The sequence below is a fragment of the Altererythrobacter aquiaggeris genome, from assembly GCF_037154015.1.
GTDB lineage: Bacteria > Pseudomonadota > Alphaproteobacteria > Sphingomonadales > Sphingomonadaceae > Aestuarierythrobacter > Aestuarierythrobacter aquiaggeris.
Genome location: NZ_JBANRL010000001.1, coordinates 596,229 through 622,630 on the forward strand (window position 1 = coordinate 596,229; position 26,402 = coordinate 622,630).

Below are 26,402 nucleotides of genomic sequence, written 5' to 3' on the forward strand. Positions count from 1 at the left end.
ACGGGGCGATGCAGCGAATCTAGCTGCTTGTGAAAGCGCCCTATTTTCGGGTAGGCACGCTTCACATCCAGGCAGCATCGCAGAAGATAATTGGCGGCCTGCCCACAATTTACGGACCAAATATTTGACCGACGCCGAAAATACACCCGACAGGCTGAACATTGCCGAACGCAAACAGATATTTGCACCCTGGCTGATGGAACCCTTGCGCGAAAACAAGCCGATCTATTTGCGTGTTGCGCTGGCAGCTGTTTTCGTGAACATTTTTGCGCTCGCAACCAGCCTGTTCACCATGGTCGTTTATGACCGGGTGATCCCCAATAACGCGACGGAATCGCTGATCGCCCTGTCTATCGGGCTGGGGATCGTGATTGTTTTCGATTTTCTGCTCAAGCTACTGCGGGCCTATTTCACCGACGTCGCAGGCGCGCGGATCGACCGCGATGTTGGCGGCAATGTCTTTACACAGCTCCTGGAGATACGGCTCGACAAGCGCAAGGGATCGACCGGTGCACTCGCTGGTCTGATGCGCGAGCTTGAGGCTCTGCGCGATTTCTTTGCCAGCGCGACAGTTACGGCAATCGTCGATGTGCCTTTCATCGTTTTGATACTGGTAGTCATCGGATTGATCGGCGGACCCGTCGTGTATGTTCCCATGGCAATGATTCCGCTGGTCTTGTTGGCGGGTTGGCTCACCCATCCGGCGATGGACCGGCTGAGCGCGCGCTCGTTGGGGCAAGGCCTTCAAAAGCAATCCGTGCTGGTCGAAACGATCGGCGGCCTCGAGACGGTAAAAGCGTCGGCGGCAGGCCCAATGCTGGCCCGCCGCTGGCAAGCAGCGATGATGGATCACGCTGGCACGGCGCTGAAACAGCGGCTTACTGCCAATATTGCGCTCACCTTCGCACAAAGCGCGCAGATGATATCCTATGCCGGCGTGGTGATTGTCGGGGTTGGTCTGATCGCCGAGCAGGCGATGTCGTTTGGCGGTTTGATTGCCTGTTCGATATTGGCCGGCCGCGCGGTTGCACCGCTTACGCAGATCGCCTCGCTCTTGTCGCGCCTGAACTCCACGCGCTCAGCATACCGCCAGATCGATAGTTTGATGCAGACCGAAAACGAAACGTCGAACGGCGAGCCGCTGCGGATCAAGGACCTGCGCGGCGAGATCGAATTTGCCAATGTCTCGTTTCGGTATCCCGGTACCGAAGCGCGCGCTCTGGCAGGCGTGTCGTTCAAAATCGAACCGGGTGAGCGGGTCGCGATTATCGGCCGCGTGGGATCCGGCAAGTCGACCATCGCACGCCTGATCATGGGGCTGTACCCGCCTGATGAGGGTAGCGTTATGGCTGATGGTGTGGACATCCGCCAGCTTGACAAGTTGCAGCTGCGGTCTTCCATCGGAGCATCGCTTCAGGAAAGCGTCCTGTTCTCTGGCACGGTGCGTGAAAATATCGTTCTGGGACGTGAAAACGTTGATGACCCCGAATTGTTACGCGTCGCCGAATTGTCCGGCGCCCACACGTTCATGAAACAGCTCGCCAATGGCTATGACCGCCGTCTGGCTGACCGCGGTGAAGGCCTTTCGGGCGGTCAGCGGCAGTCGATTGCGCTGGCCCGGGCACTGGCAGGAAAGCCGCAAATTCTGGTTCTTGACGAACCCAGCAGCCAGATGGACACCGATACAGAAAACTCCGTCCTCAATAATCTGCAGGACGAGGTCGAAGGCAGGACATTGGTCGTCATCACCCACCGCACGCCGTTTCTGCGATTGGTAGACCGGATCGTCGTGATCGATCAGGGCAAAATCGTGGCTGACGGGCAGCGCGAAGATGTGCTGGCCAAAATGCAGCGTGATCCCAAGCAGGTAAATTCCGCAACAGCCGGATTGGTTACTACCGGAGGAAAAAAATGAGCGCGGCTCTCGAAGATCGCCGGTTTGAAGACCGGATGGCGGATATTTCGCCGTCAAAAGCTGCCAATCTGCTGCTGTATGTTATCGCCGCGATCGTCGTCATCTTCATCATTTGGGCAGCCTTTGCCAAGCTTGATGTTGTAGTGCGCGGTCAGGGGCGGGTTGTGCCGTCAGCGCAGTTGCAAGTGGTGTCGAACCTTCAAGGCGGGGTGATCGAACGGATTTTCGTCAAACCGGGGCAAGAGGTTAAGGCCAATGCCCCGCTGATCGAACTCGATGGTACTGAAACTGGCGGCAACCTGTCTGTAAACCAGTCCGAAGCCGGTGCGTTGCGCGCCAAGGTGGCGCGGCTTCAGGCCGAAATTACCGGTCGCAGCCCGGTCTTTCCGGCAGGCGGAAGTGCAGCGTTGCAACAGCAGGTAGCCATCGAGCGGGCATTATATAACAGCCGGCGTTCCACCTTTGCGAGCCAGATGGCAGCCTACCAATCGCGCGTTCAGGGCGCCGAGCGCGCTGTCGCCGAATCGCGCGCCGAGCTGGAGGCGCGTTTGAGCGCAGCGGCAGCAGCGAAGGAGGAGCTTGATCTGATCCGTCCGCTGGTGGCCAAGAAAATCGAACCCGAGATCGAACTTATCCAGGCCCAGAACCGCGCAGATGTTTCGCGTTCGCAAGTGGCCGCGGCGCGCGCAAACATTACCCGCGCGCAAGCCGGTGTGGCCGAAGCCCGCGCCAGTCTGGCGCAGGCCCGGCAAGATTTTCGTAGCGAAGCTGCAGCAGAGTTGGCCGCCGCGCAAAGCGAACTTGTGACCAACCGCCAGTCCACGCCCGCGCTCGAAGAACGTGCGGACCGCACGATGCTGCGCTCGCCAATGGACGGCAAGGTCAACCGCGTACTCAAGACGACAGTCGGCGGAAGCGTTTCACCGGGCGAACCTTTGATCGAGATTGTCCCGAGCGAGGACGCGCTGGTGGTAAAGGCACGGATAAAGCCCGCAGATATCGGCTGGATTGCCATCGGACAGAAGGCCAAGGTGAACATCACTGCTTATGATCCGACCGTTTACGGCGGGCTGCAAGGGCGGGTGTCGGCGATCAGTCCCGACAGTCAACTGGATGAGCGGACCGGAGAGCCTTATTACGAGGTTCAGGTTACGACAAACCGCAATTCGATCGTCGATAATAGCGGCGCGAACCTGCCGATTGGTGCGGGCATGACCGCCGAGGTCAATCTGATTGGCGATAAGCGAACTGTGCTCGACTACATCCTGAGGCCGATTACGCGCCTATCGCAGCGCGCATTCCGCGAGTAATTGCTTAACGCCGCGGCCTGGGCCGCGGGTGGTTGGATGTGTTGCATTGTTGCGCAAATGCCGGCTCGAAGTGGTGCTGGAGCGCCGCCTCTTTGCTGATCACGCGAGGCCGCAATCCATGAGCCGCAAGCTCCAGCGCCCGCGATCAGCGCCATATTGAAAACGGCCAGCACAGCACGCCCCCAACTAAAGAAAGGGCCGCTTCGACATATGTCGAAGCGGCCCTGCCTGTGTTCGGATTGGTTTTGGCGATTAGCCGTAGAATACATCCGTTGCCGCAAGTTCGGCACCGTTGGTGAAAGTTATGCTGAGATCGGCAACGCCGTCCGCATTGAAATCTGCTTCAAGCAGACCTTCACTGATGCTGACGTCGGCGTCCGTAATTCCGAATGCCGAAAGGTCGATCATATCGCTTCCGCTTTCGAAATCGGTGATCGTGTCGTCGCCCCCGTGAAGGAAGATGAAGACATCGTCGCCGCCGTTGCCGGTCAGTGTGTTGTCGACTTCATTGGCGATGATAAGGTCACGATAGTCGGTGCCAATAGCATTCTCGATTGTTGTGCCATAGGCGATCGAGATGTTGTCATACTGTGTCGTGCGCGCACCGGTGTGGCCCCAGTCAGCGTTATTACGAGCCGCGTTGCCGGTCATATAGCTACCCATGACCGCATCGATCGTGCCCTGAGCGACCGGGCTGTAGAAGTTTTCGATGCCATAAGTGTATTCGATTGCATCGTTGCGCGCTTCACGGCCAATCGCGGTGTCTTCAGAGGTAATGTTGCCCTGTCCGGCAGACGAGAAGCCGCCCGCGTTGAGGTTGATCACAACACTTGCTTCGAAACCGGAGAAGTCCAAAGTGTCTATCCCGCCGGCATCATAAATCGACAGATAGGGGTGCTCGTTCGACGTGAAGTCGAACACTTCGCGGCCTGCATTCGAGTTGAAGCCATACGTCGTATCGCCGGTACGCGTCGTCGGATCAGCGCCGTATTTTTGCTGGGCGACATAGATGTCATGCAGCAAAGGTGTTTGCGGGTTGCTGAAGAAGAACGTGCCCCAGTCAACGATACGCGCACCCGTTTCCGACGCATCCCAATAGGACATGATCGAATATTGCTCCGAATCCTGGGCATATTCGGCGCCATTGGCGTAATTAACGCTGAAACCCGGGCCAAAATTATATGCACCCGGATGGCTCAGGCCAATCGCGTGACCCAGTTCATGCGTGATCGTGGTCGCACCATAACCGCCAAAGCTGAGGTCGGCATTGGTGAAGTTACCTTCATAAATAAGGCCTTCGATGTCACCATCATAACCGATGCCGCCCGTCGGGGTGACAAAGAACGTGCCGTCATACTCGCTCTTGGCATCCGCGACGAACACATCACCAAGGTACTTATAGCCGCCCTTTTCGTTAGGGTAATAGGCATAGGCCTGAGCCGGGTCGCGCGAGTTGGCAAACTGGATATCAGCACCGCGCCCGTTCTGTTCACGGAATTCCGGCGCGATAAGGTCGTCCCACAGTCCGATCGATTCGCGCGCGTAAGCCTTCTGCGCTTCGGTAAATGCGGCAACGCCGTTGCCGGCTGAGAAACCGTAATTCGGATTGTTGTAAATGCTGATCAGATCCTGGCCTTCTTTCAGGAAGGTGAAAGTGATCGTATTGTTTCCGGAAATCGAGTGGGCGCGGCCGGAATCAATTTGCTGTTCGACGCGGTCCAGATCGGCAATTTCCTTACCGCGATAGGTGAAACCCAGCCCCGCGAAATCATCAAGGTTGAAGCCGAGCGGTTCGCTGACAGCGTCAACCTCGACAGCAAGAGCCTTGTTGTTTGCGGCCGGTTCACCCGGGCGTTTGGCGTGATCTTCAAACTGCCCGTCATCTTCCAGCAGCGCATCAATCTTACGGGACATATATTTTTCTCCAAAAGTTCCAAGCACGGGATTTCGCGTATTCTTACGCGCAAATTCATGAGTGCATGAGCGGACCTTACGGGAAAATTAACCCATCTCAAGGGCTTGACCGACAAAAAGCGCAAAAAAACTAATTTGCCGTGAATTTGTTCCAAGATTGTGCCGTTGAGGGACACTTTAATGCCGAATCTCCGCAGAACCGCCTGGCCACAGTCTGGCTGATGCGGTCTGACGCGCGATTCGGATTGGTTGCTTGCCCGTTAGCTGCGGTGCCCGTCAGTTGCGGTGCCCGTCAGTTTGGTTTTGGTCCCCGCGCAGGCTTGCTGCCGGGTTTGCCTTTGTAGGGCGGCTTGGTCGGGTTTTTCCGGTTTGGTTTCGATTTGTATTTGCCGCCACCATCTGCACGGGGGCCTCCCCCGGCGGGACCTCCCGCACCGGGACCGCCGCGATATCCGCCGCCGTTGCCCTTGCGGTGATGCGCACCGCCATTCCCTTTGCGATTGGCGCGTGCTTCCACGCGCGGGCCGTCGGCAGACGGCTCGATATTCACGCTGTCTTCGCCGTCTTCCGCGCCTGCAGTGCGCTTCAGCGCGTCAGCGAACTTGTCGGAAATGTTGCGCGGGATCTGGAAAAAAGTTTCTGCCTGTCCAATCCTGATCGCGCCCACTTCGTTGCGGGTGATGTGGCCGCGGCGACATAACAGCGGCAACAGCCAGCGCGGATCGGCGTTTTGTTTTCGGCCAATGTCCATACGGAACCAGACGGTGTCTTCAAAACCGGGGCGGTGGCGGCCTTTTTGCGCATCGCTACGCGCCTCGGGTGTGTTCGCCAGCATTTCTTCGGGCTGCGGCATTTTGGCGCGGTGCGCGCTGACCAGCGCAGCCGCGATATCTTCGGGCGAACGCTCGGCCATCAGACGTTCGGCCAGCTTGCGATCCTCGTCTTCGAATTCGGCTGGTTCAAGCAAGGCCGCCAGCAGCCGCTCACGATCCTGTACGTTGATCTGTTCGCGTGTCGGCGCATCAATCCAGTCGGCATTGATCTTTGCCCCGCGCAGCATGCTTTCGACCCGGCGGCGACGCGGGTAAGGCACGATGATCACGGCGGTGCCCTTCTTGCCGGCGCGGCCTGTCCGGCCCGAACGGTGCTGCAAGGCTTCCGCATCGCGGGGCACTTCTACGTGTATTACAAGGCTCAGAGTGGGCAAGTCGATCCCGCGGGCAGCCACATCGGTTGCCACACACACGCGCGCGCGTCGGTCGCGCATGGCCTGCATGGCCTGGTTGCGTTCCTGCTGCGAATGTTCGCCCGACAAGGCGACGACAGCAAAGCCGCGTTCCTGCAAGGTCGCATGAAGGCGGCGCACATTGTCGCGGGTCGCGCAGAACAGCATCGCTGTTTCGGCCTCGTGAAACCGTAGAAGATTCACCACCGCATTTTCGATTTCGGAAGGCGAGACTGTCACTGCCTGATAGGAAATATCGCCATGCCCGCGGTCGTCACCGACAGTGGAAATACGCAGCGCATTGTTCTGATAGCGCTTCGCCAGCGAAACGATCGATTTGGGCATTGTCGCCGAAAACAGCAATGTACGGCGGACATCACCGGTGGCGTCGAGGATTTCTTCGAGGTCCTCGCGGAAGCCCATGTCGAGCATTTCGTCCGCTTCATCCAGAACGGCTGCTTTCAGTTCGGACAATTCGAGCGCGCCGCGTTCGAGGTGGTCGCGCAAACGGCCCGGCGTCCCGACAACGATATGCGCACCATGGCGCAGGTTGCGGCGTTCCTTGCTGGCATCCATCCCGCCAACGCAGGTAGCGATCCGTGCACCCGCCTTGGCATAAAGCCACGTGAGTTCGCGGCTGACTTGCAGCGCAAGTTCGCGCGTCGGTGCGATAACCAATGCCAGCGGCTTGTCAGCAAACGGCATTTGCCCGTCAGCCTTAAGCAGTTCTGCAGCCATCGCCAGGCCGAATGCCACAGTCTTGCCCGAACCGGTCTGCGCCGATACGACAAGGTCGCGTCCTGCAGCATCTTCCTTCGTCACGGCAGATTGCACTGGTGTCAGCGCTTCATATCCGCGGTTGGTCAGGGCTTCGCCAAGAATCGGCGGTACATTTTCGAAAGTCATCATATTCTCAGGGGTCAGCGATACCGCAGGCGCGATAAGGCGAGGAAAAATCAGAGGTTTTGTGCGGCGGCCCAGCCACTGGCCCAGGCCCATTGGAAATTATATCCGCCCAACCAGCCGGTCACGTCGACGGCTTCGCCGATCACATACATGTTTTGTACCCGTTTGGCTTCCATTGTTTTCGATGAAAGTTCAGCCGTGCTTATTCCGCCTACCGTCACCTCGGCCTTGGCGAAGCCTTCGGTGCCGTTCGGGGTGAATTTCCAGCTGCCCAGCCGTGCGGCTGCATGGTTCAGCGCATCATCGGACAGCCCCTGTATCTGTCCGTCAAGCCCGATCCGTTCCGCCAGAGTGGTTGCCAAACGGTCGGGCAAATATTCCCTCAGCAGCCCGGCAATAGTCGCCCGCGGATGGTCGCGCTTCATTGCAGGCAGCCAATCGCGGCCCAGCGTGGGAAGAAAGTTCAGCCGGACAGCCTCGCCATGCTGCCAATAGGACGACACCTGCAGTATCGCCGGTCCTGACAAACCGCGATGGGTCAGCAGAGCAGCCTCTTTGAACGATGTTGTGCCGGCGCTTGCTATGACCTGCGTGGCAACACCCGAAAGCTCGCGGAACAGCACGTCGTCTCCGCCGAGCGTGAGCGGAACCAGCGCGGGGCGGGGCTCGACCACTTTCAGACCAAACTGCCGCGCAAGATCGTAGGCGTAGCCGGTTGCTCCCATTTTCGGAATAGAAGGTCCGCCGCACGCAATGACGAACGAGCCGGCTGTAAATGTCTCGTCCCCGGTCTTGACGGTGAACGTTTCGTCATCAGCCTGGATAACAGTGTCAATTTCAATGTCGCAGGCTATCGTAACATCACCCTTGGCGCATTCGGCCAGCAACATGTCCACGATTTGCTTTGACGAACCATCACAGAAAAGCTGGCCCAGCGTCTTTTCATGCCATGCTATGTCATAACTTTCGACCAGCGCGAGGAAATCCTGCGCGGTGTACCGGCTCAGCGCCGATTTGGCGAAATGGGGGTTGGCAGAAATATAACGGTCAGGCGAGACATCGAGATTTGTGAAATTGCAGCGCCCGCCGCCCGAGATCAGGATTTTCTTGCCGGGCTTTTCCGCCCGCTCCAGCACCAGAACTTTCTTGCCACGCTGCCCTGCAACCGCTGCGCACATCAGTCCGCCAGCACCGCCGCCCAAGATAATCGCATCATATCTTGCGTTCATGCGGCGACCTTCGCGGCTACATTTTGCTTACTGCCAAACAGATACCAGGCGAGTGCAGCAGCCACGATCCCGCCTGCGACATTTGCAGCAAGTTCTGCCGAATAGATGCCATCGGCGCCCCACGCGGCACGCCCAATCCATGCGATGGGCAGCATGATCAGGAACACCCGTGCGAAACTCTGGCCCAAAGCGAAAACCGAACGGTCCACCGCATTGAACGCGCCGTTGACGACAATCAGCACGCCAAATCCGGCATATCCCCATGCGCTGATTTCGAGATAGCGGGCAAATTGGCGCACTACTGCTGGATCATCCGAGAAAAAGCCCGCAAACCATTCTGCTGTTGTAAACAACAGCAAGGCGACCGCCAGGCCATAGACAAGACAGAAGGCCCCTGCCTGCACCAGAGCGGATCTTGCCCGGCCATACTCCCCGGCGCCCCAGTTCTGGCCAACAATACCGCCAATTGCTGCCGACAATGCAAGCAGCGGCACGACAGCAAAGCTTTGTAGCCGGCCTCCCGCGCCAAACCCTGCGACAGCCGCTTGCCCTTCTGCTGCGACCAATGCGGTCAAAACGGCCAAGCCCATCGGGTTGATCGAATTTGAAAATGCGGCCGGACCCGCAACCCGGCCGATCGCGCGCAAGGATTTGAGCCAGTCAGCCTCTTTCAACTTGGCAGGTTCGAACTGGATTTGTGTTCCGCGAAGCAAATAGAATGCGACAGCGCAGCCCAAGGCCCAGCCCAGCACCGATGCATATGCAGCTCCGGCAATTCCGAACCCATTAAATCCGAAGGCTCCGGTGATCAGCAGCGGATCCAGAATCCAGTTCGCGACCGAATAAGTCAGCGCAATTGCCGATGTCCGCTTTGCTGCGCCCTGACCCCGCAGCACGCCGTTCACGCCCTGGATCGCCAACAACAAAGGCATACCAAATGCAAACGAACGTATATAAGTCAGGATCAGCGGCATCAGTCCATCGTCCGCCTGCATCAGGCGGAACAAGGGTTCGCTCAGCAGAAACAGCAGGAGCCCGGTGAGCAGACCGATCGCTATGGCCAGCGCAATGCCGAAATTGCCGCGCCTTGCCGCTTCGTCCGCATCACCCGAACCAAGGGCTCTGGCGACAACCGAGTTGATCCCGACCGATATTCCCACGCCGAGGCTGATGAGCGCGACGGTTACCGGGAAGATAAATGCAATCGCCGCAAGTGGCATGGCTCCAAGTTGACCGATAAAGTACGCATCGACCAGCCCGACCGACATCATCGCTGCAATGCCGATTATCATCGGTGATGTCTGGGAAATCAGATGGCTGCGGATCGATCCGCGAATTAGCTTTGCGCTGTCGCTCATTGCCGGTTTGCGTAGAGACGCGACGACGGCGGGGCAAAGCAAATCTCGCGCTTCTGCCGGCAAGCGCGCTTGCGGCGGGGCTCAGGCTCGTCCATATCGCCAGCCGACTTGACGGAAAGGCACCCGCAATGCCGGGAATGACAGTAAACCGCCGCCCGGTGCGGTTTGACATCGATCCGGACACGCCCTTGCTTCACGCATTGCGCGATGCAGCCAATCTGACCGGTACGAAATATGGTTGCGGCGACGGCGACTGCGGTTCCTGCATGGTGCTTGTCGATGGCGAGGCACTGCGCAGCTGTCTGATTACCGTCAGCGAGGCTGAGGGGCGTTTCATTACGACAATCGAAGGGCTCAGCCTCGACCGGTCGCATCCGGTCCAGCAGGCTTTGGTCGCAGAACAGGCGATACAGTGCGGATTTTGCACACCCGGCATCGTGATAGCTGCCGCCGCGCTACTGCGGAAAAATTCGTCTCCGTCGAAAGTCGATATCGAGCAGGCCATACCGAATTTGTGCCGCTGCGGCGTGTATCCGCGGCTGGTAGAAGCCATTCAGCGTGCCGGCCGGGTAGCGGCGCGGAGCGAGACAATCAGTGCTGCTCCTGCCCCGGGCATAGACGCCCGCGATGCCGCCCGCGCAGTACCGGCCATGGCGCCGCCGGAAGCTATCGAAGCCAAGTAATCATAAAGACATGCGAAAGCCGACACTTGCGCTGAGCGGCGCGGCTGGCTGGATGTTGTCATCACCATGCGCGCTGGGATAATAATCCGTGTCGAACACATTTTCGACGTTTAATTGGACTGCGATACGGTCAGATATTTCGTAATATGCGGCCAGATCGGCGCGCACATAGCTGGGTAATGTGACGGCGTTGCTGAATGACGTGAATTGCTCTGACTGGTAAACCACGCCTGCCCCGACACCCAATTTGTCGGTGATCGCATATCGGCCCCAGGCCGTGATCTGGTGTTCGGGCAATTGCTGAAGCCGCGAGCCTGCGGCAGCAAAGTCCGTGTCACTGGTTATCGATCCGTCCATATATGCATAACCCAGATTGACTTGCAGCGCTTCGGTGACGCGTCCCGCAAGCTGCAGTTCGGCGCCCTTTGTCCGGCTTGCGCCGGTCAGCAATGTCAGGCCGGTGTTATTGGGATCACTGGCAGTGGTATTGCTGCGATCCAACTGGAAAACCGACGCTGTGAACAACAGGTCTGGCTTGATCGCCCATTTGACGCCGGCTTCGAGCGTTTCGAATTTTTCAGGTGCAAGGTCCCGCGCGGTATTGCTCAAAACCAGGAATTGATCCCCTGACTGCGGCAGGAAACTGGTGGCGAAGCTGCCATAGATCGAAAAGTTTACCGAAGGTTTGAAGACCGCGCCGAAACGGGGGCTCCAGATGCCGTCGTCTCGTGCGGCGTCTGCATTGTTGATGAAATTGCGGGTTTCCAGGTCAAACCTGTCATATCTGACCCCGCCGATCAGCTCCAGCTTGTCGCCGAATTCTAGCTGTTCCTGAAAATATACCGATGTCGTGGACAGCCGGGACCGGGTGTCACGCACCGGTGCGGACAACGAAATAGGCGGGACAAAAATCACATCGTCCAATGCCGCGGTGACGCGGGTGGAGGTCCCGCCAAACACGGCATTTGACCTCCCGTTGAAGGTTTCCTGCGAGGATGCTTCGATACCGGCCATAAATGTGTGCCGGACATTGCCGGACGTTTCGCTCCAGACGAGATTTGCTTGCCCGATCGTATTCTCGCGCCGGGTGAAATCGCGGTAGCCGGACAGTTCGACTGTCGTGCCATCAGTTCCGCGCGGCAGGATGTTGGCGTAAACCTTGTCGTAATCCGCGTATTGTCCGGTCAGATTGATGCTGACAGCATCGTTGAAACGGTGTTCGATCCGCGCGCGCGCTATATGGACCTTGGCACTGGCGGTGTTGAAATCCTGATCGCCGAAAAATGTTTCGTCAAACCCTTCCAGCGGACGGCCATCGAGCGATGGAACGCCGCGATCGGTAACCCGGCTGTCATCGTCATAGGAATAGGTTGCGATAAGCCGGGTATCCGGACTGAGGTCGAAAGCCAAAGTGGGACTGATGCCGAAAAAACGTCCGGAATAAAAATCGCGATGGTTGTCAAATTCCTCGTATGCGGCGTTGACGCGCGCAGCCACATTGGTCCCGATAGGCGCATTGAGATCTGCGGCCAGATCGAAAGCGCCAAATGTGTCAACCGAGGCGGAAAGATCCGCGATTGTATCACCGATCTTGGCAATTTTGCTCACCCGGTTAATCGCTCCGCCGCCGCCGCCGCGACCAAAAATCAGCGCATTGGGCCCTTTCAGGATTTCGATCCGCTCAATATTATAAAGCGACCGGTAATATTGCGCATCATCACGCAGGCCATCCAGATAGAAATCGGCGGTAGTTTCCTGTCCGCGAATAAACACTTCGTCGCGGTGACCCTCGCCGGTTTCCAGACTGATACCGGGAACATATCTCAATGCATCGTTCAACTGGGTGACGCCCTGGTCGTGCAGTTGATCCTGCGTAATAACCGAAATGGATTGAGGAACGTCGATGAGCGGAGTCGGCGTTTTGGTGCCCGATGAACCGTCTTCAATTGTATAGCCGTCGATCCGGCCCACAACCACAATACTTTCGCCGAGATAGTCCCGGTCCCCTTCGCCAACAACAGGCGCGGCATCCGCTGCCAACGCAGGGACGGCATAGAGCAGACTTGCACTGACGAGCAGGGCACTGCGGTGAAGTTTATTTGAAAGCATGAAAATCCCAGTTGCGAGTCGTTATCAACAGTCAGCGCCTGCTATTGCGAAGTATTCGCAATTGCAACACGAAAGGTTGGAAATGCGGCGAGCCGAGGTTAGACAATCACTGGTTAGCCAAAATAGGTCGGTCGCCATCGGAACACCCGCAACCACGCCGCCCGCAAACAGGCCGCAAACAGGCCGCAAACACGCCGCACGCAGACCGGCAAGGTCGGTATAGGACAGAAAATGAAAGCTACGATCTGGCACAATCCCAACTGCAGCAAGTCGAGGCAGGCCTTGACCACTCTCGAGGCGAGGCCGGATATTGACTTGACCGTCGTCCATTACCTGAAACAGCCGCCCACTGCCGAAAAGCTGATCCAGCTATACCGCGATTCCGGTATGTCACCAGCCGGCGGCCTGAGGCTGGCAGGCACCAGGGCGAAGGAAAGCGGCCTGACCGATGCTGACGACGCCGTGATCATCGCTGCGATGGCGGCCGATCCCAAGCTGATCGAGCGGCCTCTGGTCGAAACCGAAAAAGGCGTTCGCCTGTGCCGGCCACCCGAACTGATCCAGCAGATAATGTGATCACGCTAATCCCGGCTTGTCTCCAGCGCAGAATCACGGTCCATACCGTTCCAGCCAAGGATGAACACCAGCGCGCAGAGTCCGATGATTATGCCAAAGCCGACTATGGGATCATGGCCGTATAGCCATACCCCCAACGCGGGTGCCACGATGTAAGCTGCACCGTTCAAAGACGCCACAATCCCGCCAATCTGACCCTGCTCTGCGCGGGTCACGGCAAGCGACGACCCTGCCGTAAAGCCTGGCCGGTAAAGTCCGAACCCCATCGATGCGATCGCAAAACCCAAAGTGATCGTGTGCAGTTCTGCTGCGGTTGCCAGCATGAATACACCAACCATCGACATTGCCATGCCCCAGAGCACCGATGAACGCGGCCCCAATTTCATGACGGGTATCATTCCCCATTGGGCCATCAGAGTTGCCAGTGCGCCGGACATCAGCACCAAACCTATTGGCCCCGTCCCCGCGTCAGGATCGCTGCGCAACCCAAGTCTGTCGAGCACGAGGAAACCGGAAATACCCAGAACCATCGCCTGCGCATGACCGCCCAGCAATCCCGAAATCAGCCAAGGGCGGAGCCTTTTGTCACGCCATGACAGATTGGGAATATCGCCTGGCAAAGCTCCGTCGTCTGGTGCGGGACGTTCAAGAGTGGGCTCGTCATCATCAGTATCGCTACTGTAGCTTTCGCCGCTGTCGCTGCTGCGTGAATTCGAGCTTGCGCTGAAAGGCGCCGCCACAATGTCGCCCCGCGCGGCATAGGTGGGTGTGTCATCTGGCAGCCGAAGCCTGAGCGCAGCCAGAACCAATGCCCCGAACAAGGCAAAAATTATGAACGGCCCTACCAGACCCATCGGGCGAAAGACCAGCAGCGGCGCAAGTGCAGGACCGATTACTGTCCCCAGACCAAAGCTGGAAGCAATCAGGGCCATCGCCTGCGTTCTTTGCGAGCGCGGCGTACGGCTTGCGACATAAGCCTGAACAGCGGGCGGGGCAGCAGACCCGAACCCACCGTAAAGGCTGCGCGCCGCTGCGAACAACAGCAACGTTGCGGTCACGGACAGGTAACCGGAAAGCCCGAGCCACAACAGGAAGCCGCACAGCGCGAGTGAGATGATGAACCCGATCAGGCCCAGCGCCATCATGGATTTACGGCCGCGCCTGTCGCTCCGTTTGGCCCAGATCGGCGCCATAATCACCCACAGCAGTGCCGACCACGTATAGGCGAGCGAAATCCAGACATCGTCCACTTGCAACGCTGTACCGATTGACGGCATCACCGATTGCATCGCGGTGTTACCGGCGGCTGTAACCAGCATAACCATAAACAGCAGCACCATGCGCTCGCGCGAAATCGGTTTGGGTCCGCCGGGCGGCGGCGGCGACGGACTGGTGCCGACTTGGGCGGACGGGGTCGTATTAGCCATAGGCGAAATGCGCTACGCGGCGCTGCTGACGGTTGCAATGGTCAGCCATATTTGCGAACGGCTGCGCTTCCAAGTCGTGACCGGTTTTTCGGAATGCGACGCCAGGGCGCATAAATATTGACATGAATGCAACAGACACGACCAAACCGGTCAGAACCGGAACCTTTCGTCAGCGCGTTTTGGAGGCGCTGGGGCCTTTTGGCGTCTTCTTCGAAGGATTTCTCGAACAACCCAAAATGGTCGGGTCGATCATTCCGTCGTCACGCTTCACAATCCGGAAGATGCTGGCGCCGGTCAAATGGCGCGAATGCAAATTATTTGTCGAATACGGCCCCGGCGTGGGCACCTTCTGCCGCCCGGTGCTTGAACGGCTGCCGCACGATGGCGCTCTGATCGTGATCGATACCAACCCGCTCTATATCGATTACCTCCGCCGGACCATCAGCGACAGTCGGTTCACAGCGGTTTTAGGCTCTGCCGCAGATGTTGAAAAAATTGTCCGTGATCATGGTCACGATTATGCGGATTATGTCTTGTCAGGCTTGCCGTTCTCAACCCTGCCGGACGGTGTAGGCCCCGCAATTGCGGAGGCGACTTACACTATACTGCGACCCGGCGGCGCGTTTCTGGTTTATCAGTTTTCGGCCAGGGCGCGTGATTTCATGGCGCGGCATTTCACGCATATCGAGTCCGGTTTCGAGGTTCTGAATATTCTTCCGTGCCAATTGTTCTGGGGCTGGAAAGACGGCGCTGCCTGATCGACTGCCCCGCCTGATCAACTGCCGCGCCTGAACCATCAAACCTGAGCCTATTCGAAAGTTTCGCTGATCTCTGCCGCTGTTTCGCCCGAAACCTGGCGGTGCATCGAAACCAGAATTCCGCTGAAAAGCATCGCTACAATTGCACCGATTATGCTGTTGGCCAGCGCAAGTCCGAAGGTAGCAGTGCTGCCGGCCGGCATTACCGCGAATATGGCCCCGACAAGCATCATGATAACCATCGAAAGCACCAGATAGGCGATGACGATAAGCATATAAAACCCGAAAATCGCCCACTTGTTCGCCCGTGTCCGTTTCCAGGATTCCGATAATGCGGTGAAGGGATTCATGGTGTTTTCAAGCACAATGATCGGCATTGTCAGCGAGAGGCGTGTCATGACGAATACGATCAGGAAAAATATCGCGAAAACCACGATGATTGCGAAAAACCCTACACCGCCAGTCACTCCGCCACCTGCAGCGCCGAGCGCGGCCAATGTTCCGCCCAGGACAAGCATGACCAACAGCGAGACGACAAGATAGACGATAACAAAAACCAGAAACGCTGCGATGAGGGGCAGCAGTGACTTTACGCCTGCCCCGATTGCCTCGCCAACCGTCGGCCGATGACGGCCCATCAGCGCAATCATCGCCATATAACCCACCGATTGCGCCAAAAATGCAATCAGGCCGACACCGATAAATGTCCCCGCCATACCTTCGAACATAGCAGCCATCTGCTCCGGATCAGTGCCCGGTACCATCAGTTCGCTCAACCCCGGTGTCGTTGACATGAAGATCACCCCCGGGATGATCATGAACACACCGGCAAGCAGTGCGAGCAGCTGGAAATTCGCCTTCACCAGCGAAACCGCCTCTTGCCATGTCCGGCCCATGTCGAAATTCATATTGCCCCTCCGATTGCTTAGTGACTTGATTAGCCAGCATTGCGCGGGCAGGCAATCGCAATGGATATGGATTTGGCAAGTGACATCGAAATCCGGCGCGAAAGCCGGCCGATGGACTATCGCCGCACATTGGACGAGATGATTGCGCGCAACGCCGCCATCCACACCGGCGAGGCGCGCGAGTTGTTGTGGTTGCTTGAACATCCACCGGTTTACACGGCAGGCACCAGTGCAGCACCGGGCGAACTGCTCGATCCCCGGTTCGAAGTGGTCGAGACGGGGCGCGGCGGGCGCTATACCTATCACGGGCCCGGACAGCGCATCGGCTATGTGTTACTTGATTTGTCCCGCCGCTCGAAAGACGTACGCGGTTTCGTTCATGCGCTCGAGGGATGGGTAATCGATACCCTGGCCAGCTTCAGTGTCGATAGCTGGCGCGCAGCGGGCAGGGTGGGGATATGGACCCGCGATGCGGACGGCAGCGAAGCCAAAGTGGGCGCAATCGGTGTGCGGGTCCGCCGATGGGTGACCATGCACGGGTTTTCCGTGAATCTGGCACCGGATTTGTCGCACTTCGGGGGGATTGTCCCCTGCGGTATTGCGCAATACGGGGTTACCAGCCTCGCCAGACTGGGCATCGATGTCGGGCCGGAGGCGTGGGACGAAGCATTGCTTGCAAACGCCCCGCATTTCCTCAAGGCGCTGGAAGGTTCATCGCTTGAAGCAGGATAGATCATGATGCGGAATAAATTATGTGTCGCCGCCTTGCCGGTGATTTTGTTGTCTGCTTGCGGAGACGATCCGGGCGCGGGGGCTGCAGAAGGCGGGACCGCATCGGGCAAAGTCGAAGGCGGCACAATCAGCGATGACATGTTGCCGCTGGGTTCGCTCAAGTCGCGTGCTCCTGCGGTTGAGCCGGTGGCAACCGCTGCAGACGAAGATCCAAATGACGAAGCGGAAACTTCCGGCGATGGTGCAACCGGTGCAACCGGTGCGAGCGGCAGCGCGGAAGATGCTACCGGTGGTGAAGAAGGTGACGCCGAATAGCAACCAGTCACCGGTCAAGGCGCGAAATCTGACACTACATAAGGCGATGGCTGGTGCCTGTGCGGCCCCCTGGCGGGCCAGATCGCTGCATGATGCGTTCTGCTCTGGCCAGATCGCTTCGATCTATTATCCGGCCGCTAACTTCTGCAGTCTCGCCTCCCGAATTTTCGCTGAACGCCGCCACAATCGAACGCGCTTCGCCGCGTTCGTGCTCTGTGACCGAAAAAATCTCGTTCAGGATCGGTATCTGATCGGGATGTGTGGCAATCATGCCTTCAAACCCGTCCTGCCTCGCTGCCTGTGCTTGCGCGGCAAATGTTTCCTCACCGGCATCCTGCGCCAGAGGGCTTTCTATAGGCATGACACCTCTTGCCCTCGCAGCCATCAGCACTTGAGCCCTCACCAGACGCAGCGGTGTCGCCAGGCTACCGGTTTCGTCCGTAACGCGCGTCGCACCAAGCGATTTGGCCAAACTCGCAGCATTCCACCCGAAGCCCGCCAGGCGAGGGTTGGCCCCCGTTGCAAACTCCGCCGTCGTAAAAGCGCTGGCGGCTGTGGAGCCAAGCAATGGCAAAATCCGCACGGCATTATGGGATAGCCCCTCACGCTGCTCGTTTTCGTACAGTTCCGCAGTCAGCGCCTGCAACTGGTCCGGCGCAGAACACCGCGGCAACACGATACCATCGGGGGCGGAATGAAGGACCGCCTGCAGATCATCGCGCCACCAGCGTGATCCAAGCGGACTTATCTGCACCCAGCGTGATTGCTGCTGCTGCGCGATGACCTGTGTGCGGTGCGCTTCCAGCCATTCGCGTGCCCGCGCCCTTGCCCGCGACCGGGTGTCGGGCAAAATCCCCGCGAGGTCGAGGATAACAGCATCGGTCGCCAGCCCCGCAATTTGCGCAAGGCGGTCCTCATCATCCGCAGACACCTGTAACCAAGAACGCATAGGCTGGCATCAAGCGGCCGTAACCGCTTCCTCCTGTTCCAAAGTCGGGTAGTCGATATAACCGGCTGGTCCCGGGAAATACCATGTCTGCGGGACGTTAACATTGGGTGCAAATTCTGCCCCGACTGCAATCCGCCGAGGGAGATCGGGGTTTGAAATAAACGGCCGGCCAAACGATACGGCATCGCACCGGCCATTTTTGACATCGCCTGCCGCGTCTTCGGCCCCGTAATCACTGTTCAGGACCAGCGGACCCGAATAGATCGAACGGATATGTTCATCCTGCTGCGGCACGTCAGTGGCCCCGAACGTTCCGTCGGGACCGGGTTGGCGCAATTCAAGGAAGCCGATCTTGTGCTTCTCAGCCACTTTTGCAGCTTCGCCGAAGATCTCTGCCGGGTTTGGATCGTCTGCCCCCTGCGTGTCTCCATTGGGTGACAATCGTAGCGAAACCCGGTCCGCGCCCCAAACGTCGACCAACTCTGTCAGGACTTCATCGAGAAAACGGGTGCGGTTTTCGGCACTGCCACCATATTCATCGGTCCGCAAATTGGTCGTGCTGCGCAGAAACTGGTCAACCAGATAACCATTGGCGCCGTGCAACTGGACGCCGTCGAATCCGGCGGTTTTGGCGTTGATCGCTGCTGTGCGGTAATCCTGCACGACCCTGGCAATATCAGCGACCGTCAGCGCGCGCGCCTGCTGATGGTCCTGGCGCCCTTGCGGTGTGTGGGCATGGCCCGGCGCAGTCGTTGCGGATGCTGAAACACCCGGTTCACCGTCCAGAAAAACAGGATGCACGATCCGGCCCATATGCCACATTTGCAGGATAATCCGGCCACCTGCGTCATGCACAGCCTTGGTGACACCCTTCCAACCCTGCACCTGCGCTTCGTTCCAGATCCCTGGGGCTGATGGCCAGCCCAGGCCTTCTTTGCTAATGCCTGTCGCCTCGCTGATAATCAGTCCGGCGCTTGCCCGCTGGGCGTAATATTCGGCCATCATGGCATTTGGCACGAAGCCGTCATCCGCACGGCCGCGCGTAAGCGGCGCCATCAGGATGCGGTTGGGTGCTGTGATTGCGCCGAGTTCGAGCGGCTGGAAAAGTGAATCGTGCAAAGTTGGCCCTTTCGGAGATTGGCATTTGTGCAGTCCGAGCTAATGACGGTGCATGGCGAAAGCAACCGGGCCAAAACTTGAAGGCGGCCAACAATCCGTTGTGCGTAATGCTCCACAATGGATGGCGCTTGCCGCGCTGCTTGGCGGAAATGCAGCTTTGGCATTGGGCCCATGGTTTGTCCGGCTGGCAGATACCGGTCCGGTATCGGCGGGGTTCTGGCGGCTGGCGCTGGCAATTCCATTCCTGTTTCTGCTGGCCCGCAGGGAACAGGGCGGTTCGATCCGGATACCGAAAGCGTTTTGGGCAATCACCTTCGGCGCCGGTGCGTTCTTCGCGCTGGATATCGGCAGTTGGCATATCGGGATCGAACAAACGCGGCTGGGAAATGCAACCTTGTTCGGTAATTCGGGTAGTTTGCTGATTATGGCCTGGGGACTGATCGTCCTCCGGCGTCGGCCAACCCTGGCGGAATTCATCGCGGTCGGCGCGGCAATCGCCGGGGCTGCAATACTATTGGGGCGCAGTCTCGATATCGATCCGGCCTATCTGATTGGCGACCTGTTCTGCATTCTCGCCGGATTTCTGTACACGTTCTATATCCTGCTTTTGCAAGGCGCCCGGTCGAAAATGGGCAATTGGACCCTGCTAAGCTGGTCGAGTTTTATTGGCGCGCCGATATTGCTGGCAATGGCAATATTTCTGGGTGAACCGGTGATGCCGACGGTGTGGTGGCCGGTTATTGTGCTGGCTTTGACCAGTCAGATAATCGGTCAGGGGCTTTTGGTGTGGTCGCTAGGTCATTTTCCGCCGCTGATCATAGGGATGGCCTTGTTAACGCAGCCCGCCATCGCCGCATTGGTGGGCTGGCTTCGCTTCGGCGAGGTGCTGGGGCCATTGGACATCATGGGGATGGCACTGGTTGCCGCCGCATTGGCGATTGCGCGAAGCAAGCCGGGCACTGTAATCAGCCCGGCATCGCCTGGACAAAGCTGAGATAGCGCGCTTCGACCATTTCCAGATCCGGGCCGGACAAATGTTCGCGGACCTGCTTGATAAGTTGTTCCCCCTCGCGGGCCAGCAGGATGGAGCGCGACTCGTCATTGATCGGGGCCGCAGCGTTGCGCAACGTATCAAGCATAACCAGCGCCGCATTCGGGCTGGTCGCTACCGCAGTGCGGATATTGCCAAAGCCGCGAGCCAGATAATGTTCAAAATCATCAGGTAGGGGAACGACTGGCGACAATTCGTCCGCGTCCGCACCGGGCACGTGTTTGCGCAAATCCTTTGTGCCGAGGTAGGCGGTTGCCGAGCCAAGCCAGTGCATGGCGGTAATTGCCGTGAACGGATCATTGATCCCCGGCGATAAAGCGCGAAGGGCAATCTCGACCAGCTCGTCGATCAGGAATTGCGGATCCTGTTCGGGTGTCCGCGTTGCGCCCAAGGTGAGCTCGGAACGGATTGCTTCAGCCAGATCGTCGGTGATTTCACCCTCGCACAGTTGGGCCAAGGCCATGCCGGGATGTACGAAATCGCCCGTTCGTACTCCCAGAGCAATCCGGGTCTCGGCAGTTCGCGCACGGTCAGCCAGACCCTTGAAATCGATAATCTGGATATAACCGCTTTCAACCGCGAGCACCGGCTGCCCGGTCGGCGGGGTTTCGGGTTCGGCGCCCTTGTTGGGGTGCGGATAGATTTCGCCGATATCTTCGATCAGCCGGCGTCCAATCCCTTCCAGCACTGTGTTGATCCGGATGCTGGCGGGAATATGATTGAGGAAAAATACCAACACAGCGACCGACAGCGCCATCAGGCCCATGCCCACAAGAAGCGAGAGCTGCGGAACAAATCCCGGCAGCGTCGTCGCCGCTGCATCAGCCGCGCTGGCCGCAACTTCATCCTCTGCACGCACGCTGCGTAAAACCACCAGCGCATAAACAAAGGTGCCGATGAAGGTCGCCAGGCTGAACTGGTTGCCTTTATCCTGCATGAAATTGGTCAATAGCCTGGGGCCATAAGTCCCGCTTGCATAAGCGACTGCGGCGATCGTGATGGAAAAAACCGTAGAAGCAACTCCGATCATCGATCCGGCAATCACTGTCAGGAGGTTGCTGGCCCCGCTGGGGCGCGCCGGGATGAGCCATGCGACATCGTTCAGGAATTCCGCAAAGCCGTTACGGTCGAGCCAGACCATCCATAATGCGAGGGCGGCGGCAATGGCCGAAAACAACGCTGGGTAGAACCAGTAATTGGAATTCAGTTTGGCCCATAGCCAATCGATATGTGCGGTCATGAAAACCTGTCGCGCGCGATGGCCAATGTTTCCCGTTGCCGCACCTCAAGCCCTTCCAAGATCACCCTGACCAACGGTTCCGCCAGCCATTTCCAGCATCTTGTCGAGGCTCTTTTTGGCTCTGAGACGCAGGCTTTCCTCGATTTCGATACGCGGCTCCAGATCGCGCAAGGCGGTGTAGAGTTTTTCCATCGTATTGAGCGCCATATACGGGCAAATATTGCAGTTGCAGTTGCCATCGGCACCAGGTGCACCGATAAAGTTTTTGTTTGGCAGTGCCTTCTCCATCTGGTGGATGATGTGCGGCTCCGTCGCGACGATTAATGTGTCACCGGGGAAGTCTTGTGCAAATTTGAGAATGCCGCTGGTCGAACCGACAAAATCCGCATGATCTACAATATTGGCAGGACATTCGGGATGCGCCGCAACCGGCGCCTCGGGATGCTGCTGCTTCAGTTTGATCAGCTCGGTTTCGCTGAAAGCCTCATGGACGATACAAACGCCAGGCCACAGCAGCATATCGCGGTTGAACTTGCGATTGAGATACCCACCAAGATGCCGGTCCGGGCCAAAAATGATCGGTTGGCTTTCCGGAATTTGCTGAAGGATTGTTTCCGCGCTGGAGCTGGTCACGATGACGTCGCTCAGAGCTTTCACCTCGGTGGAGCAATTGATATACGTGAGCGCAATATGATCGGGCTGAGCCTCGCGGAAGGCGCGGAATTTGTCCGGCGGGCAACTGTCTTCAAGGCTGCAGCCGGCATCCATATCCGGCAACACCACGATTTTTTCCGGGCTGAGTATTTTAGCGGTGTCGGCCATGAATTTCACGCCGCAAAACGCAATGACGTCGGCATCGGTTGCGGCTGCCATCTGGCTCAATTGCAGGCTGTCGCCCACGTAATCGGCAATGTCCTGAATTTCGGGCTTTTGATAATAATGCGCCAGAATTACCGCATTGCGCTCCTTGCGAAGGCGGTCGATCTCGGCGCGCAAATCGGTGCCGGCGGGAAATCTGGTTACAACACTCATTCGGATTCTCTCTCGCCATCAAAGCGGACATTCACGGTAACATCGCCATATCCGGCGATTTGCAAAGGTATAGCAAGATTTTGCCGGATAGCATCTTTCGCTGCCGCACGTGCCAGCGCCAGAACCTCGGGGTTCTTGGCAAATTCGGCAGCCTTGCTTTCGGCTTGGAGCGAATTGTTGCGGCTTAGATCAGTAGAGGCATCGCGCGTCACATATGTGCCCTCGGTATAGACCTTTGACTGCGCTTCATCGAGGTTGGGCTTCGAAATTTTCAACACGGGCAGCGTGACATCGAGCGTTTCTGTATCGGCGGTCCATTTCAGGCGGTCCTCGCCGATGCGGGACAGATCCAGCCGGTATTCCACTGTTGCCGGAATTATCGCAGCCTGGCGGCTCTTCAGGATGTCGATGCCCATCACCCCGCGCGCATCCTCGCTTTCGGCCACCACTTCAAATCGCGAACTGAAGACGGTAAGCGAATTCTGCTTTTCGAATGCCAGCATCGCGCTACCAACCGGGTCACCTTCTTCCTGATAGAAGAATGCGCGCCAGGTCAGCCACGCTACGGCGGCGAGCAGCACGATCACGACCAGCCACGGAACGCCCTGCAGGCGTGCTAGCGACTTTTCTCGGGTAATGGTTGGCTCCGCAGGTTTCGAACCCGCGCCGCCGCCGTGTACTTTCAGATTGTCTGCCATATCTCTCCAGAACGTGTGACTATGCCCCTGCGTTCCAAATCCAGCAAATGGGCCTTTACGCTCATACCGGCGGCAGGGATCAGCCTTTTATCAAGCCCCTTGTACATCAAGGGCACCATTGCAGCGATTGCCCGGGCATCTTCGCCCAGAAGCCGCAAAATCTGGTTTTCGCGCTGGCGGCGATGTCCGATCATGCCGCGCACCAATTGTCGTGGATTTGCAACCGCCGGCCCGTGCGCTGGATAATACACCCGGTCATCGCGGCGGTAAAGTTTGTCGAGGCTCTTCATATAGTCCCCCATATCGCCATCGGGCGGAACGATCACACTGGTCGACCAGCCCATCACATGATCACCCGTGAACAGCGCCCCGCTTTCCTCGACCGAAAAACACAAATGATTGGATGTGTGTCCGGGTGTGTGTACCGCCGTCAGTGTCCAGCCGGTTCCCGTCATACTCTCACCATCCTGCAGGACCCGGTCCGGGGCGTAAGTGGCGTCAAAAGGCGCATCCGAGCGTGGGCCATCGTCCGCGATTACCAGCGGCGCGCACCCCACAACGGGTGCGCCTGTACGCGCCGCCAGAGGCGCAGCAGCAGGTGAATGATCGCGGTGCGTATGGGTGCAGCAGATCGCGGCAATTCGTGACTTGCCCACCGCTGACACGATTGCGTCTATATGCCGGGGGTCGTCCGGTCCCGGATCGATCACTGCCACATCTCCAGCATTGCCCACCAGATAGGTCTGAGTCCCTGTATATGTATAGGGCGATGGATTGGGAGCGAGTACGCGGCGGACCAATGGTTCCGGCGTTTCGACCAGACCTGTGGGCCAAGGTTGGGGCGGGGCCTTCATAGGCCTGATATGGGGATAATGCGCTGCCTTGTCGAGGCAGGCTGCACGCCCTCGCGTCACTGAACCTTGCGATAAGCTGCGGTCCTCGGCATTGTCGCGGGATGAGCAAAGATCTGATCCTCGTCCTTGACGCCGGAACCACCTCGACCCGTGCCATGCTGTTCGGGTTTGACGGAAGCCTGCATAGCGCAAAGCAGGCTGAGCTGGAGCAATTCTACCCAAAGCCCGGCTGGGTAGAACATGATGCGGCCGAAATCTGGGCAGCGACCCTGTCTTGCGCCCAATCGATTGTTGCGGACGCAGGCCACGGAAATATCGCCGCGATAGGAATCACTAACCAGCGCGAGACCGTGGTGGCATGGAGCCGGACGACAGGACAGCCGCTGACCAAAGCCATTGTCTGGCAGGATCGCCGGACTGCACCATTTTGCGAACAATTACGAAATGCCGGGCACGAGGCCGCAGTGCAGAGCAAAACCGGCCTTCGGCTCGACCCCTATTTCAGCGGCACAAAAATGCGCTGGATGCTCGACAACGACGCGGCGGTTCGCGCGGCTGCGGATAGTGGAGATCTGGCATTCGGAACAGTCGAAAGCTGGCTGGTATTCAAGCTGACGGGCGGAAAAAAACACATCACCGATGCCAGCAACGCTAGCCGCACGCTGCTGCTTTCGCTTGATGAGGCAGACTGGAGCAAGCCGCTCTGTGATATTTTGGGAGTGCCGCGCGCCGCTTTGCCGGAAATAGTCGATAATTGCGGTGACTTCGGATCGACCGATAGCGAATTGTTCGGTGCCCCCATCGTCATCACCGGCCTGGCGGGCGACCAGCAATCCGCCACTATCGGTCAGGGCTGCCTGTCGGTGGGTGATTGCAAAGCGACCTTTGGTACGGGCGCTTTCGTTCTTGCCAACAAGGGCACGCAAATCCCGCATTCGAAGCACCGATTGCTCGGTACGGTGCTTTATCAGTTGGACGGGCGGCGCCATTACGCATTGGAAGGGTCGGTTTTTGTTGCCGGCAGCCTGGTGAAGTGGCTGCGCGATTCACTCGGGATAATCGGCAGTGCCGCGGAAACCGAGAAGCTGGCGCGATCGGTAACAAACAGCGGCGAGGTCGTGATTGTCCCCGCCTTGTCCGGTTTGGGAGCGCCGCATTGGCGATCAGAGGCGCGCGGTGTGATCGCGGGGCTCAGTTTCAACAGCGGCAAGGCGCAGATTGCGCGCGCTGCGCTCGAAGCGATGGCGCATCAGACGCATGATCTTGCAAGTGCGTTTGATGCGGATGGTGCGGCATGGACCAGCCTGAAGATCGACGGCGGGATGAGCGCAAACGACTGGATGGCGCAGGATATCGCCGACATCATGAACCTGCCGGTCGAGCGTCCCGATTTTGTCGAAACGACCGCCTTGGGTGCGGCAATGTTAGCCGGGGTCGGCGCGGGAATTTACAGCTCACTCGAAGAAGCGTCCGTCAGAATGCGCGGCGCAGTTAAAGCCTTCAAACCCGTTATGCCCGAACCGGAAAGACGCGACCGTCTTTCGAGATGGGCCAAGGCGTTGGCTGCGGCCTGAATTCAACCGATAGCATGTCCGATCCGTTCATGCAGACGGTGAATGGCTGGCGGGTCCATGATGAATTTCGTGCGCCAAGCTTCGTCCAGTCTGGCAATTCTGGCGTGAAACCGTTCGGTCTTTTCGACCAGCTTGCGAATTTCAGGCGCCAGCCTGACGAGATGTTCGTTTTCCGAAGAGTTATCCGATGGCAATCTGCCATGACGGCGAAGCTGAAACTCGCTAAGATCTCCGGCGAAATATGCCCGCCGGTTCAATAGCCAAGCCAGTACGTGCATCATTCTGGTGGTGGTCCGCAATCCTTCGCATGAATGCGCCACACGGAGCATGTCTTCGGAATCGCCGCCTCCAGCCAGGTTGCCGGATAACTGGAACGACGCGCGCACATCGTCAGCCAAGAGCAGCGCTTCACTGTAAAGCAATTCCACAATCCGTGGATTTATGTCGGTAGGTGAAATCATTTACGCTCTTCGCTACGCCGATCGACCTGACGCTGCCAATACCGCGACCGGATTATTCA

Annotated in this window: 23 protein-coding genes; 9 read left to right on the top strand and 14 right to left on the bottom strand. The window is 58.2% G+C overall.

The window, feature by feature from the left end; genetic code table 11:
• Nucleotides 1-124: 124 nt before the first annotated feature.
• Nucleotides 125-1,915: a type I secretion system permease/ATPase gene (locus tag WFP06_RS02875; protein ID WP_336985740.1), complete on the top strand. Its 1,791-nt coding sequence runs from the start codon at nt 125-127 to the stop codon at nt 1,913-1,915.
• Nucleotides 1,912-3,225: an HlyD family type I secretion periplasmic adaptor subunit gene (locus WFP06_RS02880; protein WP_336985741.1), complete on the top strand. Its 1,314-nt coding sequence runs from the start codon at nt 1,912-1,914 to the stop codon at nt 3,223-3,225. The genes WFP06_RS02875 and WFP06_RS02880 overlap by 4 nt, the downstream gene beginning before the upstream one ends.
• A 252-nt stretch (nt 3,226-3,477) precedes the next feature.
• Here the strand turns inward: WFP06_RS02880 and WFP06_RS02885 are convergent, their stop codons facing one another.
• From WFP06_RS02885 to WFP06_RS02900, 4 genes are all read right to left on the bottom strand, one after another.
• Entirely contained in the window at nt 3,478-5,139 is a 1,662-nt protein-coding gene (locus WFP06_RS02885; RefSeq protein WP_336985742.1) for a M10 family metallopeptidase C-terminal domain-containing protein, read from the bottom strand.
• A 292-nt stretch (nt 5,140-5,431) separates the two neighbouring features.
• Nucleotides 5,432-7,270: a DEAD/DEAH box helicase gene (locus WFP06_RS02890; protein ID WP_336987611.1), complete on the bottom strand. Its 1,839-nt coding sequence runs from the start codon at nt 7,268-7,270 to the stop codon at nt 5,432-5,434.
• A 50-nt stretch (nt 7,271-7,320) separates the two neighbouring features.
• Entirely contained in the window at nt 7,321-8,499 is a 1,179-nt protein-coding gene (locus tag WFP06_RS02895; protein WP_336985743.1) for a BaiN/RdsA family NAD(P)/FAD-dependent oxidoreductase, read from the bottom strand.
• The gene (locus WFP06_RS02900; RefSeq protein ID WP_336985744.1) at nt 8,496-9,857 is read right to left on the bottom strand and encodes an MATE family efflux transporter; all 1,362 of its coding nucleotides are present in this window, start codon (nt 9,855-9,857) and stop codon (nt 8,496-8,498) included. The genes WFP06_RS02895 and WFP06_RS02900 overlap by 4 nt, the downstream gene beginning before the upstream one ends.
• 128 nt (nt 9,858-9,985) lie before the next feature.
• On the opposite strand from WFP06_RS02900, the gene WFP06_RS02905 reads away from it, so the two are divergent.
• The gene (locus WFP06_RS02905; RefSeq protein ID WP_336985745.1) at nt 9,986-10,540 is read left to right on the top strand and encodes a (2Fe-2S)-binding protein; all 555 of its coding nucleotides are present in this window, start codon (nt 9,986-9,988) and stop codon (nt 10,538-10,540) included.
• Here the strand turns inward: WFP06_RS02905 and WFP06_RS02910 are convergent, their stop codons facing one another.
• Nucleotides 10,541-12,649: a TonB-dependent receptor gene (locus WFP06_RS02910; protein ID WP_336985746.1), complete on the bottom strand. Its 2,109-nt coding sequence runs from the start codon at nt 12,647-12,649 to the stop codon at nt 10,541-10,543. It lies immediately after the preceding gene.
• Between the two features lie 231 nt (nt 12,650-12,880).
• Here WFP06_RS02910 and WFP06_RS02915 point away from each other — a divergent pair, with 231 nt between their 5' ends.
• Nucleotides 12,881-13,225: an arsenate reductase family protein gene (locus tag WFP06_RS02915; protein WP_336985747.1), complete on the top strand. Its 345-nt coding sequence runs from the start codon at nt 12,881-12,883 to the stop codon at nt 13,223-13,225.
• A gap of 5 nt (nt 13,226-13,230) precedes the next feature.
• Here the strand turns inward: WFP06_RS02915 and WFP06_RS02920 are convergent, their stop codons facing one another.
• A complete protein-coding gene (locus WFP06_RS02920) occupies nt 13,231-14,652 on the bottom strand; it encodes an MFS transporter (protein ID WP_336985748.1) in 1,422 nt (473 codons plus the stop codon).
• A 122-nt stretch (nt 14,653-14,774) separates the two neighbouring features.
• Here WFP06_RS02920 and WFP06_RS02925 point away from each other — a divergent pair, with 122 nt between their 5' ends.
• A complete protein-coding gene (locus WFP06_RS02925; protein ID WP_336985749.1) occupies nt 14,775-15,410 on the top strand; it encodes a class I SAM-dependent methyltransferase in 636 nt (211 codons plus the stop codon).
• A 50-nt stretch (nt 15,411-15,460) separates the two neighbouring features.
• Here WFP06_RS02925 and WFP06_RS02930 read toward each other — a convergent pair whose 3' ends face one another.
• Nucleotides 15,461-16,318, bottom strand: a complete 858-nt coding sequence (locus WFP06_RS02930) for a glycerophosphoryl diester phosphodiesterase membrane domain-containing protein (protein ID WP_336985750.1) — start codon at nt 16,316-16,318, stop codon at nt 15,461-15,463.
• A 60-nt stretch (nt 16,319-16,378) separates the two neighbouring features.
• Between WFP06_RS02930 and lipB the strand changes: the two genes are divergently transcribed.
• The gene (gene lipB / locus WFP06_RS02935; protein ID WP_336985751.1) at nt 16,379-17,050 is read left to right on the top strand and encodes a lipoyl(octanoyl) transferase LipB; all 672 of its coding nucleotides are present in this window, start codon (nt 16,379-16,381) and stop codon (nt 17,048-17,050) included.
• A 3-nt stretch (nt 17,051-17,053) separates the two neighbouring features.
• The gene (locus WFP06_RS02940) at nt 17,054-17,365 is read left to right on the top strand and encodes a hypothetical protein (RefSeq protein WP_336985752.1); all 312 of its coding nucleotides are present in this window, start codon (nt 17,054-17,056) and stop codon (nt 17,363-17,365) included.
• Between the two features lie 34 nt (nt 17,366-17,399).
• Here the strand turns inward: WFP06_RS02940 and WFP06_RS02945 are convergent, their stop codons facing one another.
• A complete protein-coding gene (locus WFP06_RS02945) occupies nt 17,400-18,314 on the bottom strand; it encodes an HpcH/HpaI aldolase/citrate lyase family protein (RefSeq protein WP_336985753.1) in 915 nt (304 codons plus the stop codon).
• Nucleotides 18,315-18,323: 9 nt separating this feature from the next.
• The gene (locus tag WFP06_RS02950; protein WP_336985754.1) at nt 18,324-19,433 is read right to left on the bottom strand and encodes an alkene reductase; all 1,110 of its coding nucleotides are present in this window, start codon (nt 19,431-19,433) and stop codon (nt 18,324-18,326) included.
• Nucleotides 19,434-19,485: 52 nt separating this feature from the next.
• On the opposite strand from WFP06_RS02950, the gene WFP06_RS02955 reads away from it, so the two are divergent.
• A complete protein-coding gene (locus tag WFP06_RS02955; RefSeq protein WP_336985755.1) occupies nt 19,486-20,427 on the top strand; it encodes a DMT family transporter in 942 nt (313 codons plus the stop codon).
• Here the strand turns inward: WFP06_RS02955 and WFP06_RS02960 are convergent.
• From WFP06_RS02960 to WFP06_RS02975, 4 genes are read right to left on the bottom strand one after another with little or no spacing between them, the layout of a single operon-like run.
• The gene (locus WFP06_RS02960; protein WP_336985756.1) at nt 20,399-21,724 is read right to left on the bottom strand and encodes a DUF2254 domain-containing protein; all 1,326 of its coding nucleotides are present in this window, start codon (nt 21,722-21,724) and stop codon (nt 20,399-20,401) included. The genes WFP06_RS02955 and WFP06_RS02960 overlap by 29 nt on opposite strands.
• A 45-nt stretch (nt 21,725-21,769) precedes the next feature.
• Entirely contained in the window at nt 21,770-22,756 is a 987-nt protein-coding gene (nadA, locus tag WFP06_RS02965; RefSeq protein WP_336985757.1) for a quinolinate synthase NadA, read from the bottom strand.
• Nucleotides 22,753-23,454, bottom strand: coding sequence for a DUF4230 domain-containing protein (locus WFP06_RS02970; RefSeq protein WP_336985758.1), 702 nt, complete (start codon nt 23,452-23,454; stop codon nt 22,753-22,755). Before WFP06_RS02970 ends, nadA begins: the two co-directional genes overlap by 4 nt.
• Complete coding sequence (locus WFP06_RS02975; protein ID WP_336985759.1) at nt 23,439-24,308, bottom strand: MBL fold metallo-hydrolase; 870 nt, start codon at nt 24,306-24,308, stop codon at nt 23,439-23,441. Before WFP06_RS02975 ends, WFP06_RS02970 begins: the two co-directional genes overlap by 16 nt.
• 101 nt (nt 24,309-24,409) lie before the next feature.
• On the opposite strand from WFP06_RS02975, the gene glpK reads away from it, so the two are divergent.
• Entirely contained in the window at nt 24,410-25,882 is a 1,473-nt protein-coding gene (gene glpK / locus WFP06_RS02980; RefSeq protein ID WP_336985760.1) for a glycerol kinase GlpK, read from the top strand.
• Nucleotides 25,883-25,884: 2 nt separating this feature from the next.
• Here the strand turns inward: glpK and WFP06_RS02985 are convergent, their stop codons facing one another.
• Nucleotides 25,885-26,343: a DUF1465 family protein gene (locus tag WFP06_RS02985; RefSeq protein WP_336985761.1), complete on the bottom strand. Its 459-nt coding sequence runs from the start codon at nt 26,341-26,343 to the stop codon at nt 25,885-25,887.
• Between the last annotated feature and the right edge of the window lie 59 nt (nt 26,344-26,402).

Excerpts from the sequence above, each read along its gene's own strand:
- WFP06_RS02880 (WP_336985741.1), top strand. The coding sequence starts at position 1,912 with ATGAGCGCGGCTCTCGAAGATCGCCGGTTTGAAGACCGGATGGCGGAT.
- WFP06_RS02885 (WP_336985742.1), bottom strand. The coding sequence starts at position 5,139 with ATGTCCCGTAAGATTGATGCGCTGCTGGAAGATGACGGGCAGTTTGAA.
- WFP06_RS02890 (WP_336987611.1), bottom strand. The coding sequence starts at position 7,270 with ATGACTTTCGAAAATGTACCGCCGATTCTTGGCGAAGCCCTGACCAAC.
- WFP06_RS02895 (WP_336985743.1), bottom strand. The coding sequence starts at position 8,499 with ATGAACGCAAGATATGATGCGATTATCTTGGGCGGCGGTGCTGGCGGA.
- WFP06_RS02900 (WP_336985744.1), bottom strand. The coding sequence starts at position 9,857 with ATGAGCGACAGCGCAAAGCTAATTCGCGGATCGATCCGCAGCCATCTG.
- WFP06_RS02905 (WP_336985745.1), top strand. The coding sequence starts at position 9,986 with ATGCCGGGAATGACAGTAAACCGCCGCCCGGTGCGGTTTGACATCGAT.
- WFP06_RS02910 (WP_336985746.1), bottom strand. The coding sequence starts at position 12,649 with ATGCTTTCAAATAAACTTCACCGCAGTGCCCTGCTCGTCAGTGCAAGT.
- WFP06_RS02915 (WP_336985747.1), top strand. The coding sequence starts at position 12,881 with ATGAAAGCTACGATCTGGCACAATCCCAACTGCAGCAAGTCGAGGCAG.
- WFP06_RS02920 (WP_336985748.1), bottom strand. The coding sequence starts at position 14,652 with ATGGCTAATACGACCCCGTCCGCCCAAGTCGGCACCAGTCCGTCGCCG.
- WFP06_RS02925 (WP_336985749.1), top strand. The coding sequence starts at position 14,775 with ATGAATGCAACAGACACGACCAAACCGGTCAGAACCGGAACCTTTCGT.
- WFP06_RS02930 (WP_336985750.1), bottom strand. The coding sequence starts at position 16,318 with ATGAATTTCGACATGGGCCGGACATGGCAAGAGGCGGTTTCGCTGGTG.
- lipB (WP_336985751.1), top strand. The coding sequence starts at position 16,379 with ATGGATATGGATTTGGCAAGTGACATCGAAATCCGGCGCGAAAGCCGG.
- WFP06_RS02940 (WP_336985752.1), top strand. The coding sequence starts at position 17,054 with ATGATGCGGAATAAATTATGTGTCGCCGCCTTGCCGGTGATTTTGTTG.
- WFP06_RS02945 (WP_336985753.1), bottom strand. The coding sequence starts at position 18,314 with ATGCGTTCTTGGTTACAGGTGTCTGCGGATGATGAGGACCGCCTTGCG.
- WFP06_RS02955 (WP_336985755.1), top strand. The coding sequence starts at position 19,486 with ATGGCGAAAGCAACCGGGCCAAAACTTGAAGGCGGCCAACAATCCGTT.
- WFP06_RS02960 (WP_336985756.1), bottom strand. The coding sequence starts at position 21,724 with ATGACCGCACATATCGATTGGCTATGGGCCAAACTGAATTCCAATTAC.
- nadA (WP_336985757.1), bottom strand. The coding sequence starts at position 22,756 with ATGAGTGTTGTAACCAGATTTCCCGCCGGCACCGATTTGCGCGCCGAG.
- WFP06_RS02970 (WP_336985758.1), bottom strand. The coding sequence starts at position 23,454 with ATGGCAGACAATCTGAAAGTACACGGCGGCGGCGCGGGTTCGAAACCT.
- WFP06_RS02975 (WP_336985759.1), bottom strand. The coding sequence starts at position 24,308 with ATGAAGGCCCCGCCCCAACCTTGGCCCACAGGTCTGGTCGAAACGCCG.
- glpK (WP_336985760.1), top strand. The coding sequence starts at position 24,410 with ATGAGCAAAGATCTGATCCTCGTCCTTGACGCCGGAACCACCTCGACC.
- WFP06_RS02985 (WP_336985761.1), bottom strand. The coding sequence starts at position 26,343 with ATGATTTCACCTACCGACATAAATCCACGGATTGTGGAATTGCTTTAC.